At 37.8% G+C, this 13160-nt stretch carries 11 protein-coding genes; 5 read left to right on the top strand and 6 right to left on the bottom strand.

All coding sequences use genetic code 11. From position 1 onward, the window contains the following. The first annotated feature begins 3 nt into the window (after positions 1-3). Positions 4-1788, top strand: coding sequence for a peptidase associated/transthyretin-like domain-containing protein (locus LVD47_RS11345; RefSeq protein ID WP_236976012.1), 1785 nt, complete (start codon positions 4-6; stop codon positions 1786-1788). A 379-nt stretch (positions 1789-2167) separates the two neighbouring features. Continuing rightward, a complete protein-coding gene (locus LVD47_RS11340; protein ID WP_369427783.1) occupies positions 2168-3046 on the top strand; it encodes a lysophospholipid acyltransferase family protein in 879 nt (292 codons plus the stop codon). Positions 3047-3050: 4 nt separating this feature from the next. Here the strand turns inward: LVD47_RS11340 and LVD47_RS11335 are convergent, their stop codons facing one another. Genes LVD47_RS11335 through LVD47_RS11325 form a run of 3 tightly spaced genes read right to left on the bottom strand, consistent with a single transcriptional unit; the run spans position 3051 to position 5696 of the window. Further along, positions 3051-3605 carry a LutC/YkgG family protein gene (locus tag LVD47_RS11335; RefSeq protein ID WP_236976009.1) on the bottom strand — a complete coding sequence of 185 codons (555 nt, stop codon included), beginning with the start codon at positions 3603-3605 and terminating at the stop codon, positions 3051-3053. Further along, complete coding sequence (locus LVD47_RS11330; protein ID WP_236976007.1) at positions 3595-4974, bottom strand: lactate utilization protein B; 1380 nt, start codon at positions 4972-4974, stop codon at positions 3595-3597. The genes LVD47_RS11335 and LVD47_RS11330 overlap by 11 nt, the downstream gene beginning before the upstream one ends. After that, positions 4974-5696 (bottom strand): (Fe-S)-binding protein, encoded by a 723-nt coding sequence (locus LVD47_RS11325; RefSeq protein WP_236976005.1) that lies wholly within the window; start codon positions 5694-5696, stop codon positions 4974-4976. Before LVD47_RS11325 ends, LVD47_RS11330 begins: the two co-directional genes overlap by 1 nt. Before the next feature lie 503 nt (positions 5697-6199). On the opposite strand from LVD47_RS11325, the gene LVD47_RS11320 reads away from it, so the two are divergent. Genes LVD47_RS11320 through LVD47_RS11310 form a run of 3 tightly spaced genes read left to right on the top strand, consistent with a single transcriptional unit; the run spans position 6200 to position 8020 of the window. Beyond that, positions 6200-6793 carry a LemA family protein gene (locus LVD47_RS11320; protein WP_236976003.1) on the top strand — a complete coding sequence of 198 codons (594 nt, stop codon included), beginning with the start codon at positions 6200-6202 and terminating at the stop codon, positions 6791-6793. Continuing rightward, the gene (locus LVD47_RS11315) at positions 6793-7248 is read left to right on the top strand and encodes a TPM domain-containing protein (RefSeq protein WP_236976002.1); all 456 of its coding nucleotides are present in this window, start codon (positions 6793-6795) and stop codon (positions 7246-7248) included. The genes LVD47_RS11320 and LVD47_RS11315 overlap by 1 nt, the downstream gene beginning before the upstream one ends. Further along, positions 7235-8020 (top strand): TPM domain-containing protein, encoded by a 786-nt coding sequence (locus LVD47_RS11310; protein ID WP_236976000.1) that lies wholly within the window; start codon positions 7235-7237, stop codon positions 8018-8020. Before LVD47_RS11315 ends, LVD47_RS11310 begins: the two co-directional genes overlap by 14 nt. 18 nt (positions 8021-8038) lie before the next feature. On the opposite strand, the gene LVD47_RS11305 is transcribed toward LVD47_RS11310, so the two are convergent. The 3 genes from LVD47_RS11305 to menB all read right to left on the bottom strand — a co-directional run bounded on the left by LVD47_RS11305 (position 8039) and on the right by menB (position 13160). Further along, on the bottom strand, positions 8039-11176 hold the full coding sequence (locus tag LVD47_RS11305) for a sensor histidine kinase (RefSeq protein ID WP_236975999.1): 3138 nt from the start codon (positions 11174-11176) through the stop codon (positions 8039-8041). A 254-nt stretch (positions 11177-11430) separates the two neighbouring features. Further along, entirely contained in the window at positions 11431-12339 is a 909-nt protein-coding gene (locus tag LVD47_RS11300) for a 1,4-dihydroxy-2-naphthoate polyprenyltransferase (protein ID WP_236975998.1), read from the bottom strand. Next, complete coding sequence (gene menB, locus LVD47_RS11295; RefSeq protein ID WP_255785109.1) at positions 12339-13160, bottom strand: 1,4-dihydroxy-2-naphthoyl-CoA synthase; 822 nt, start codon at positions 13158-13160, stop codon at positions 12339-12341. The genes LVD47_RS11300 and menB overlap by 1 nt, the downstream gene beginning before the upstream one ends.

Genomic DNA, 13160 nt, shown 5'->3' with positions numbered 1-13160 from the left:
TAAATGAAACTAATTAGGCCTTTACCTTGCCAATGGGTATTAATATTTGTGACCTTGACTATGGGAATTGCTTCCTATGGCCAAAATTATCTTGCCCGTCATATATCCCTGGACCCGATACAGAAGACTTCTATAGGAAATATTCTTGAAAGACTACAGGAAGGGCAGGATTTTTACTTCTCCTTTAATAGTGATTTGATCCCTGAGGATAGCATTATTTCTGTAGATGGTTTTCGCGGGACTTTGCGAAATTACCTCCAAACCATATTTGATCAGGACTACGAACTGAAAACTACCCCGGGCTACATTATCATCCGTTTTGCCCCGCGCTCCATGGAATTAAACGTAAATATTGAGCAAACCGATCAAGCATTGGTTATAAGTGGAAAGATTTTAGATGAGATCAGCCAAACCCCCATTAACAATGTAAGCATATATGAAAGAAATGTTCCAGCATCGACATTGTCAGACAAAAACGGTTTATTTTCACTTTCATTAAAAAGGCCAGGTTCTTCAAATTGGATCACAATAAGCAGGGAAAATTACAAGGATACTACTTTACTTATTTTTTCACCTGTACAAATCCAATCCAGTACAAATGCAAGAAAATATGTTTACTTTCCTGAACAGAATAATAATGGCTCCAAACTTTTTGAATCTTTTTTTGGGAGACTATTTATTTCATCCCGGCAGCGAATCCAACAAATGAATATCGGTGGATTTTTCGCATTTAGTCCCTACCAAATTTCACTTGCACCTGGCTTTAGTACCCAGGGATTATTTACCAGTCAGATAGTTAACCAGGTTTCTATAAATCTGACCGGCGGCTACACAGCCGGTGTAAATGGAGTAGAAGTCGCCGGAGGATTTAATATAAACCACAAAGACGCAAGATATGCTCAGGTAGCAGGCTTATTTAACCTTGTAGGAGGACAGGCAAAAGGGGTTCAACTGGCAGGAGGTGCAAATATTATTATGGAAAAAGTAAAAGGCGTTCAGGTTTCAGGTATTTTAAATAGTACCGCAGCTTCCAATGGACTCCAAATCGCCGGTGCAATAAATCGTACAAGAGAAGCCAATGGCATCCAGATAGCAGGCATTTCCAACACGGCTTCCCTACAAATGGAAGGAGTTCAATTAACCGGTCTATACAATAGAGCTAGCAGTATAAATGGACTTCAGTTCTCCGGTCTAACAAACCACGCCAAAAAAATCTCAGGTGCGCAGATAGCCGGATGTATGAATATCGCAAAAAAGGTACAAGGGATCCAAATAGCTCCATTGATCAATATAGCCGACAGTAGCGATTATCCAATCGCCTTTTTAAATTTCATCAAAAATGGACAAAAAAGCATTAGTCTGGCAATTAATGAATCCGGAATACCCGGAGCAGCATTCAGGTCAGGAGGTAAAGTTTTATACGGATTTATAGGGGTGTCTTACCACTCATCTCCCCAAAATAATCCTTTGTATTCCCCGGAAGGGGGTATTGGTGCACGGCTATACAGGAGCTTAATTTTTAATTTGGATGTTGAAATTACTAACCGAACAAATACTGATTTCAAGAGCCAGTCCTATTCCCAGGTTTCCTTCAGGATTCTTCCGGGAATAAATATTGGGAACCATTTGAGATTTACCATTGGCCCTTCTGTAAATTTTACTTACGGGAATCAAATTACTACTGACCTGGTCAAGATCCCGGGATGGATCCTGCATAAAAGAATCGGAGAAGAAAATGTTCGTGCCCTGCATGCTGGCATCCGTGTTGAATTACAATATTTTTGGTAAAAATTATTTTACAACTTAAATCCTATATTATTTAGATCCTTGTGATCTGAAACTCTTGAATACAATAAAATCTGAATGATGGCCCAATATAAATCAGGACGTTTAAACAATTTCCGGTGCGGCGATAGATATTTACCAATGGAAAAACACTATTTAGAATATATTTGCCGAAGAAATGAATTCTTTTAATTATTCATTAAATCCAGTGACAAAATAAGGGTATCACAATCTTGCTGTGTCCTTTCATTGAAAATGTTTCCTTGCGACTGGGGTGTCCAAAAAATGAATTTAAATAAACATCAGAATATCCAAATAAAAATGATAGCTTGAGAACTGCTTTTCGGTCAAGAGAATTCCTGTATAACCTTCAAAATTTAAAATTATTAATTCCAAAAAACTCCTATTCCAGATAAAGTACTCCCTGGCCTTTAGCCTGATTTATACTATAAGCCTGTTTCCAGTATCTTTTATAAAAATGACCTTTGGCAAAACATTTTATTTCTTAACCTACCAAATTTTCAAGTATCGATATGGTGTCATCATTCAAAATCTATCCCGTGCCCTTCCCGATAAATCCTACGGTGAGATTAAAATAATTGCCCGCAATTACTACAAACACCTGTCTGATATCACAATTGAAATCCTAAAGCTCTGTTCAATCCGCCAAAATCAACTTGAGGATCGAATGAAAATACAAAATCCGGATTTGCTTCAAAGATATTGCAGTCGAAATGAAAACGTTATTATCCTATTAGGGCATTACGGAAATTGGGAATATCTGAATATAGTACCGGCCTTATTACCCGGCATCAAGATGAATGCGATTTACAAACCGCTATCCAGCCCAGTTATGGAAAAGATATTCTGTCGAGTTCGAAGCCGATTTGGGATGAACCTAATAACTGTAAAAGAAGCCCCCAGATATTTGATTCAACAAAAAAATTCTGCCCAACTAACTTTTTTCATTTCTGATCAATATCCGGGTAAAAATGCTAAACACGAATCTAACTTTATGCACCAATCCACACTGACCTTTACAGGTGCAGAAAAGCTGGCTAAATTTACCAATGCCGTTGTATTATATGCAGAAATCAGCAAAAGTGCTGAAAACAAGTGGGCCGTTATTTTTCACCCGATTACGGAACACGCAGCAGAAACCCGAATTCAGGAAATCACCAGTTCATTTAACAAAAAATTACAATCCACAATTGAGGAAGAACCGGCCTATTGGCTATGGTCTCATAAAAGATGGAAATAACGAATTATTTCCTGTCATTATAAAACCATACTTCCATTTTGGAAGGACCGTGGGCACCTCTTACCAATATTTGTGCAATATCTGCAGTGGCTGAAGGACCGGCAATATAAATTCCAAAACCAATTTGATTAAGATCAAGATGATCGTATGCTTCATGAAGGTGCTTGTAAATTTTGTCCTTTTGAACCAATACAATCAGGCGCTCTCCCAAAAATGGAACAAATCGTTCGGGCAAACGATCAACGTTTACAAAAACAGCTGCATTTTCTACTACTGCCAATTCGCCATTTATTACAGTTGTTTCAGGCTCCTCATCATTTAGGACCCTATCTTCAGAAACTAAATATTTAACTACATTTCCTTCCAGTTTATCAACTTTTTGAAGTGCTTCGGTATAGGATTCCACCAGTTGAACTTCCCCTCCAATCTGTGACAATTTAACCCCAAAACGATCAATGGGATCCTCCCCAGGCCATGAAAAGTCAGGGATTCCGGGATGTTCAATACTATCCGGTTTATTCTTCCTTATTTTTCCTAAAATAATTTCCCTACTTGTCATTTTTCTTTTTGTTTTTTATATACCAGCTTCTAAAGCTTTCTTTGGGCACTTCAGGAAGTTCTCTCCCCCGGGTCCAGTCTTTCACCATTGAAGAAACTAATCCCGGAAACTGTTTCATAACTTTTCTGGCTATACTGCCTGCAAAACGATACCACGAAGGCTTAGATAACACTTTGCTGCCCATTTTCATAGGAATGGATTTGGATTTATCAACTATCCCATGGTCTACTATCACTTCCCTCCACTTCAACAATTGACCATGTATATCAATTTTTACAGGACAAACATCACTACAGGAACCACAAAGAGAAGATGCAAATGGAAGATCATCATATTGATTGATATCTCGAGCAGGTGTGATTATACTTCCGATCGGTCCTGGAACCGTATAGCCATAACTATGGCCGCCACCAGAACGATATACCGGACAGGTATTCATACATGCACCACATCGAATACATTTAAGCGCTGTCCAGAAATCTTCCATTCCCAAATGTTTTGAACGTCCGTTGTCAACTAAGACAATATGCATTTCACCTCCTGGCTTCGGCCGTTGATAATGACTGGAATAAGTAGTTATTGATTGACCGGTAGCACTTCTTCCCAGTAATCGCAGAAACACGCTCAAATCCATTTGCCGGGGAACCATTTTTTCCAGCCCCATGCAATGGATTTGTACCGGTGCCTTATTTACGCCCAAGTCTGCATTACCTTCATTCGTAGCAATCGTCACCGTCCCCGTTTCTGCTACTCCAAAATTCACTCCGGTTAGCGCTGCACGGGCATTCATAAATTTTTCTCGAAGATCTTTTCGGGCGGCAAGTGTCAGATATTTGGCATCGAGATTCCCCTTCTCTGTTTTCATTGTATCGTGAAACAACTCCGAAATATCCTCCCGGGTCTTATGCATAGCAGGAACAACAATATGGCTGGGTGTTTCTTTGGATAATTGTACTATCCGTTCCCCTAAATCCGTGTCAAACACATCGATTCCCCTTTTCTCCAGGTAGTCATTAAGATGACATTCTTCCGTAAGCATTGATTTACTTTTCACCAAATAAGGAACCTGGTGTTGGTCGAGTATACCATAAACTATTTCATTCATTTCATTGCCATCCTGCGCCCAGTGTACTTTCACACCATTTTGAGTAGCCTTTCGCTCAAACTCTTCAAGATATTTATCGAGATTCGACAAAGTATGCATTTTAATTTGGGAAGCGGTTTCTCTCAAATGCTCCCAACCCGGTACATTTATCACTTCCCTGTCCCGTTTTTTACGCAAATGGCTGGCGGCATTATGTTGGGCCTTGGGATTCTTTGAATGGTGTATATAATTTGCGGCTGCTTTAGCGTGTTTAACTCGGGCCATCACATTACTTTTTCAATTAATTCTGCTAGGTGTAAAAATTTTATTCCATCTTTTTGTTTACGGGAAACGCCTTCGAGGTGCATAAGACAGGAACTATCCATAGATATTATATATTCAGCTCCGTGGCTCTGATGGTCTTCCAGTCGCCTTCGTCCCATATCCACTGATACATCACTTTCGAAAACGGAAAAAGTTCCTCCAAAACCGCAGCATTCATCTACATTTTCAAGCGGCACCCATTCAATATCAGGGATTGCATCGAGAAAGGGTTTCACTATGGAGTGAGGTTCTTCCACAAGTTCACTTGATGAACCCAAACGAAGTCCTCTGAGGGCGTGGCACGAAAAATGGAAACCTACCTTATGCGGAAAAGATTTTGTCATTACAGGTACATCCGAATGTTCGGACAAAAAAGTAAATAATTCAAAAACTTTTGGCTCCTCTTCATTTTCCCCTATTCCGGCATGATGAATCAAATGATGTACACAACTTCCCGAAGGTCCAACTACGTAATCAAAATCTTTAAAGACATTTTTAAAATGATTTGACACCTTTTCCCCCTCCTTTACAAAACCAGAATTTACCATAGGCTGTCCACAACAACTCTGATCCAAAGGAAATTCGACATCAAACCCCGATCGTTCTAATATTTTCAAACTTGCTTTGGCTACATTGGGATAAAACTGATCAATATAGCATGGGACAAACAATCCGACCTTCATATGTATTTCATATTTCGTTGACTAAGAGGTATTTTTTATTATAAATCATGCAACTGTAATGACAATTATAACCATACCGGGTTAAATTAGCTTTGTTGATATCATACCCCTCCTACAATTTAATTTTACAATGTAGGGAAGAAATCGAAATAAACTTTCATATAGTGTCATATATTCTTGGGTATAATGCAATATTTTTCAGATTTTGCTGTAACCAAATTCTCTCGAATTTGACTAAATAATGACAAGTTTGCCTATCGAATAAAACGATATATTAATCTATGAATTTGTACAGGCTCTCGATAAAACTAAAAGGAAAATTAAATTTTGAAACTTTTCACCCTATTTTCGTATTCATAATCTTGAAATATTTTAAACTAATTGCTATTGAAGTTCGAAGTCTACCGAAATAGAAATGTAAGGGAAACAGGGCAAAACTGTAAATTCACCCTTTATTCCCAACACTGTTTCGAATTTCGGATTTCTGAAATAAATTTAAACAAATGAAAAAATCGAATTGGATTCTTATTGGAATATTAGTAGTTCTAGGATTGATTATATATCAGACTTTTTCAGGAAGTTATAATAAAATGGTTACCATGAATGAAACCGTCGAATCGGCATGGTCTACCGTTGAGACACAATATCAAAGGAGAACTGACCTTTATAACAGCGTAGTAAGTACAATACAGGGATCCAAAGAATTTGAACAGGAAACCCTTACCCAAGTAATAGAAGCAAGGAGTAAAGCGACTGGTATCAACATAGATGCCAATAATCTGACGCCTGAAAAAGTTCAACAATTTCAGAATGCCCAGAACGAATTAAGTGGTGCATTCAGTCGGTTGATGGTATCAGTTGAAAGATACCCGGAACTACAAACTACACAAGCGTTCAGGGACTTTCAGACGCAAATCGAAGGAACAGAAAACAGAATTAACAAAGCTCGCAATGACTTCAATCAAGAAGTTCAGGCCTATAATACCTATATTAAAAGATTCCCATCCAACTTAATGGCAGGAATGTTTGGATTTGATGAAAAAGGATATTTCAAAGCGGATGCAGGATCTGAAAACGCACCCGAAATTAATTTTTAATGAAAAACCCTTTAATACGCGATTATTTCTCAAAAAGTGACAAAGAAAAAATAGTAAAAGCTATTCAGGAAGCGGAACTCAATACTTCCGGAGAGATCAGGGTATACTTTGAGAATTCTACAAAGAAAATGGACACTCTGGATAGAGCATACCAAGCTTTTAAAAAACTTGAGATGGATCAGACAGATCTTCAAAATGGTGTATTGATATATATTGCTTTTAAAGACCATAAATGTGCCATTATTGGGGACGCTGGAATCCATAAAAAAGTGGGGGATGCGTTTTGGAAGGAAGAACTTGAGATAATGAGATCCCATTTTCGAAATGGAAAGTATACGGAAGGTCTAACAAAAGTCATCAAATTAGCAGGTGAACGGTTATCCGAGTATTTCCCTTACCAAAGGGACGATAAAAATGAATTAAGTGATGATATATATTTTGATGAGGAAAACTAATCCTAACAATAAGAAAGTTCGCACCAAACCTTTTCTTGGAATTACAGTCTTCCTTATTTTCTCCTTTGCATTTTCAGTATCAGCACAAATACCACCCCCTCCTACCCCTCCCAAATTAGTAAATGATTTTGAAGATATCCTTACTGACGCGGAAGAAGCTAACCTGGAAAGAAAACTTGTATCTTACAATGATAGTACTTCTACTCAAATTGTCGTAGTTACTTCTTCCGATTTAGGAGGCTATGATATTTCTCAATTTGCAATAGAAATAGGTGATCAATGGGGCGTAGGGCAAGGAGGGAAGGACAACGGTCTGGTCATTGCCATATCAGACGCAAACCGGAAAACATTTATTGCTACCGGATGGGGATTAGAAGGAAGTATTACCGACGTAACAGCTAAAAGAATTATTGATCAATTTTTAATTCCTCACTTCCGGAATGGAGACTATTATTCCGGTATCAATGAAGGAATAAATGTAATCGTCCAAATTCTATCCGGTGAGTTTGACCAGGAAAAATTAAATCAAAGAAATGAAGGACTTCCCATTGGAACAATTATCTTTCTGATTATCCTTGTAGTCATTATTTTCAGTTCGTTCGGTGGCGGTAGCAATGGAGGACACCTCAATAGGCGAGGCTGGAGTGGACCTATCATCATCGGAGGTGGTGGAGGTGGGTTCGGAAGCAGTGGAGGTGGATTCGGAGGAGGCGGATTTGGTGGCTTTGGTGGCGGCGGATTCGGAGGAGGCGGTGCTGGAGGGGGCTGGTAACTAGAAGTATAATCCCGGTTAGGACACTACACTGTCTTTTTCTACACTCTCAGAATGCTTGATCGGAAAATCAATCCGGACGAGGGTACCCGAGGATTCATTTTTATTAAATTTATCGATAATCTCAATTGATATTTCGAATTCATTTAATCCTTCCAAAACTTCCAGTTTTTCCTCAATTATTTGCATGGCTCGGGATCGATGCTGAATGGGTTGATTATTTTTAATTTGACTCGCTTTCTTTCGGCCTATCCCATCATCTTCTACTTCGCATACAATTGAATGCTTATCTTTTTTTACAAATCGCAAATTTAGATTGCCTTTACCCATTTTGTGAAATAATCCATGATTTATAGCATTTTCAACAAATGGTTGAATCATCATTGTAGGTATAATGAGGTTTTTAGTATCTAATTCCGGATCCACAAAGAAATAAGCTTCCACTTTTCCTCCGAGTCCTACTATCTCCAAATCAATATACTTTGTAAGAAGATTTATCTCCTGATCAAGTATAATATAGCTGCTTTTTGATGAATCCAGATACATTCTCATAAGCTTGGTAAAAGACGTCAAATGTAGGTCAGCTTTCGCGATATCTTTTGATTGCAAGTAATATTGAATGGTGCCCACCGTATTAAAAATAAAATGGGGATTTAACTGGGCTTGTAGAATTTGAAGTTCAAGTTCTGACATTCTCTTCTGTAATTCAGCTGCCTTTCTTTTATTATTTTCAATCTGTTTAAGCCGAAAATAAATGCCCCCTGAAATAAAGAGAATAATAAAAAAAATAACTAAAAAACGAAACCAAAATGTATTGTAGAAATAGTCTTTCACACTGATTTTATATCGCTTGACCTCTTTCAATAAATGTCCAAAACGATCATACGCCGACAATCCGATTTCATATGTTCCCGAAGAAAGATCAGCTATTAAAAAACCCTTTTTAGCAGTGGAAATTACTGTGTCTCTCGTCGTAAAATTAATAAGTTTGAAATAGACATTATCAGTGGAAAAAGCAGCTCTCGTCTCTGGTAAAAGAGTAAAATAGGATGCATCCCGCGGTATTGTTATTTTCTTGTTATTGACTACATGTCCAACCTTCACTAGTTCATCCTTGTTATCAAAATAGGAGAATTCCGAAATTTTAAATTCTCCGAACACATCAGGCATAGAATCCGTTAAATCAAATTCCATCACACCATTTGTATATCCAAAACAAAATTGATTCCCATTTTTTAATGAGGAATTTAAATTAAATTCGTTATCAACAAGGCCATTCTTGGTCGTATAATTAATTAGCAAATGGTCCTTTAAGTTTAATTTTACAAGGCCGTTGAATGTGCTGATCCAATAATGATTTTTCTTTTCTCTCACAATACCCGCAATATTTCCGACAGGCAATCCCTCTTCTCTGCCTAAATGCTGAAAACTTGAGTTATGAAAATCATACATGTAAAGACCTGAATTGCTTGCTAAGAAAAGTTTGTTATCAAATTCTGAACTGCTGTATATTTTACTGGTACCTATTGCTTTCCCAGAGCCCTCTAAAAAGAAAATAGAAAATGTTTTTTTGTGTATTCCGAATATTCCATTGTCCGTGCTAAGCCACGCTGTATCACCTGATGAAAATCCTATATGATTCACCTGTCCTATTCTTGTTGATAGAGGTTCTTTATGAATGATACTATCCAAAAAGACATCATACACGCTTAAAGACCACTTCCCCTCTCCTATTTTATTCGAAAACCAAATATATTTATTTTCATCAATGGACATCGCCGTCAAAGTGTTTTCCATCTTAACATATCGCACTGAATCATTCAAATAATCATATGCAACCAGGAAGTTCTCTTCACCATCTATCCCATGGCAGGTAGAAAACCATACATTTCCAGCATGATCTTTTTCCAGGGTCCGTAAACAGTCAAACCTCAGTTTTTCATTAGTGACCGGATGGTAAAATTCAATTAATCGTTCTTCCCCGTTTTTCAAATTATGTACCAAAAGACCTTTATAACTTCCCAGTACAAAAAACATGGAATCTATCGTATTCATTCCCCTTGCAATAAAATTCCATTTTTGTCCGGGACTGCTCCGGTCAACCAAGTTGCGGACAAACTTCCGGGGAGTAAATCGTACTATTTTCAACGCATTTTTACATCCGATATAAATTTCACTATTAAAATCCCTGCCGGCAAATAAATGAATATCGTTGTTTGATCTCAAAAGATCTGACAAGTCAATCCAACGATTTTGGGTATGAGAATACATTATTGCCTGAGAGATATCTACCGGATATGCAAAGTCTGTAAAAATTAAATTCCCTATTTCATCTTCATAAACTTTTTCACAACTGTTGATGTCTAATTCCTTGTTTAAGGAAATGCCCGAATCAGCGTAATCAAGCCTATAAATAGCATTATCTTTTGAAACCCAAATTTGATCATTCACATCCGTATAAAAAAGATTGACAACACTGTCAAAGACATACCTTATTTCAGGGGTATCCCATTTTTTATTACTCCTGGAGAACCCGATCAGTTGACGGTTTTCCAACAGTAACCACACCATTCCATCTGAGGTCGCAAAATCACTTACGTTTTTTGTCAACCATGGGATATTCCAATTTCGGATAATTCCCTTTTCGGCATCAAGCTCCCTAACAAAATAGCCCCCAACATTGTATTTTCTTAGTTCATAAGCCATTCCATTCTTCTCCACATCGTAATGCTGAAGTAAACTGTCAGTTCGCTGAATAGAATCATTAGCCGTTAATTTAATGGTTGGAGAAAAAGATAATTTGTACGAAATATTCACCTCATTATTAGCACGGTCAATCAAGTAATGAGTGGAATCATTCCAAAAGATGCCCTCATGAATATGGCCTTTATATCCTTTGGTAAGCCCTGACAACTGTTCATAAGAATAGAATTGGGTTCCATTTGTCCTTTTGAATTCATGTAGAGTAGACATCCACAGATTACCAAATGGCCCGGAAAACATATAATCAATTAAATTAAAGGAATAAAACGCCTCTTCTGCCCTGTAATTGGTATAATCCGGTGTGAAAATCTCGTATTCAGGTAAGGGCGATAATTGACAATGAGCTATTTTGCCAAATACTAATAACCATATGATTATATAGATGCGATCCATATTCCTTTATTGGTGTAAGCCCATGTTCATAAGTATTCCCAATAACTTTGTTTATTAAGGCAAATTAAAAAAAGAGTATGACCTGATCAAAAGGAATAGTCTAAAATAGAAGAAATAATCACTTATCTATCTATGAACATGGTATCAATGCTAAATTAACATATTCTACTTCCAATGATAAGAAAAAACAACAAATGCTGCTAATTTTTATCTATTAATACCCATATGGATAGAGCAGAGATCAGTCTGTTTCATTATTGTATATTCATTACTAAGATCCAACTGATACCGAAAACAACAACAAAAAGAAGGGTCGAAAGAGACAATTGCTTCAACAGAGGATCCAGGTCTTTTCCGCCTTTTGGGGATACTTTTTTGAAATGAATAAAAAAAAGAGGAAGGGTAACTACAAACACAAACTGAAGAATATGTACATAGTGAAGAATGGAATATAATATGATACATATCCAGGCAGAGGCAATCAAACACAGGTGATAAGTTTTTGCAGCGGAAAGCCCAATTTTGACAGGAATCGTTTTTTTACCGTGTTCTTTATCAGCTTCCAGATCTCTCATATTATTCAGGTTCAAAACCCCAACTGCTAAGAGTCCACATGAGATGGCGGGTAACACATTCTCCCAGGTAAAAACACCTTGAATGATATAATTGGAACCAAGGACAGCTACAATTCCGAAGAAAATCAAAACCGATATATCTCCTAACCCTCTATATCCGTAGGGATTATTACCAATAGTATACGTTATCGCAGCCCAAATCGCTAATAAACCAATAATTAGCAGAATGATAAATGATACTGTGCCCAATGAGGAGATCAGCAATAAAACTATACCACTAATAAGAGATAAAATGGCTGTGATACTAATCGCCACTTTCATTTCACTTTTGGTTATAACTCCACTTTGTAAAGCTCTCTGAGGACCAATTCTGCCGGAAATGTCTACACCGGAAGCAAAATCCCCATAGTCATTGGCAAAATTAGAAAGTACCTGCAGGAGAATAGTCGTTAAGACACACATGGCAAAAACAAGGCCATCAAAAGCTTCATTTATTACCGCTAATATCCCGCCCATTGAAATGCATGCGAGTGACAGTGCCAGGGTCCTTGGCCGGGCAGCATTTATCCAGGAACTGATCTTCGACATCAGGGAAACTTGGGATATTGGTCGAAATCAGGATCGCGTTTTTCAATGAAAGCATTTCTTCCTTCCTGAGCCTCTTCCATTAAGTAATACATCAGAGTTGCATCACCTGCAAACTCCATGATTCCTCGCTGTCCGTCCAATTCCGCGTTAAGGCCCCGCTTTATCATCCTAAGGGCCATCGGACTCCTTTTCTTTATAGTTTCACACCAATCGACAACGGTATCTTCCAGATCGTGCAAAGGAACCACTTTATTTACCATGCCCATCGTTTCAGCTTCAGCAGCAGAATATTGCTCACATAAGAACCATATTTCACGCGCTTTCTTCTGCCCTACATGACGTGCCAAATAGGATGATCCAAACCCCGCATCAAAACTACCTACTTTGGGACCAGTCTGTCCAAAAATAGCATTATCTGATGCAATAGTCAGATCACAGACTACGTGTAGTACATGTCCTCCCCCAATTGCATATCCATTGACCATAGCAATTACAGGTTTGGGCAAGGCACGGATCTGCTTATGTACATCTAAAATATTTAATCTCGGAACCCCGTCTTTTCCTACATATCCACCCAGTCCTTTTACATTTTGATCACCTCCGGAGCAAAAAGCTTTATCACCGGTACCTGTAATCACGACTACTCTTAAATCAGTTCTTTCTCTGCAAATATCAAACGCCTTTATAATTTCGTTTACTGTGGTAGGGCGAAATGCATTGTATACTTCCGGACGATTTATAGTAATCTTTGCTATTTGATTATACTCCTCAAAAATAATATCTTCAAACTCGGCTATGGTTTTCCAATCTCTTTTTTCCAT

Origin of the sequence: Membranihabitans maritimus (genome assembly GCF_021729145.1) — a bacterium.
Classification (GTDB): Bacteria; Bacteroidota; Bacteroidia; order Chitinophagales; family Saprospiraceae; genus Membranihabitans; species Membranihabitans maritimus.
This window is presented reverse-complemented; position numbering and strand designations above follow the sequence as displayed.

Coding starts and splice junctions, on each gene's coding strand:
- LVD47_RS11345 (WP_236976012.1), top strand. CDS start 4: ATGAAACTAATTAGGCCTTTACCTTGCCAATGGGTATTAATATTTGTG.
- LVD47_RS11335 (WP_236976009.1), bottom strand. CDS start 3,605: ATGACAAGTAGGGAAATTATTTTAGGAAAAATAAGGAAGAATAAACCG.
- LVD47_RS11330 (WP_236976007.1), bottom strand. CDS start 4,974: ATGGCCCGAGTTAAACACGCTAAAGCAGCCGCAAATTATATACACCAT.
- LVD47_RS11325 (WP_236976005.1), bottom strand. CDS start 5,696: ATGAAGGTCGGATTGTTTGTCCCATGCTATATTGATCAGTTTTATCCC.
- LVD47_RS11320 (WP_236976003.1), top strand. CDS start 6,200: ATGAAAAAATCGAATTGGATTCTTATTGGAATATTAGTAGTTCTAGGA.
- LVD47_RS11315 (WP_236976002.1), top strand. CDS start 6,793: ATGAAAAACCCTTTAATACGCGATTATTTCTCAAAAAGTGACAAAGAA.
- LVD47_RS11310 (WP_236976000.1), top strand. CDS start 7,235: ATGAGGAAAACTAATCCTAACAATAAGAAAGTTCGCACCAAACCTTTT.
- LVD47_RS11305 (WP_236975999.1), bottom strand. CDS start 11,176: ATGGATCGCATCTATATAATCATATGGTTATTAGTATTTGGCAAAATA.
- LVD47_RS11300 (WP_236975998.1), bottom strand. CDS start 12,339: ATGTCGAAGATCAGTTCCTGGATAAATGCTGCCCGGCCAAGGACCCTG.
- menB (WP_255785109.1), bottom strand. CDS start 13,160: ATGGAAAAAAGAGATTGGAAAACCATAGCCGAGTTTGAAGATATTATT.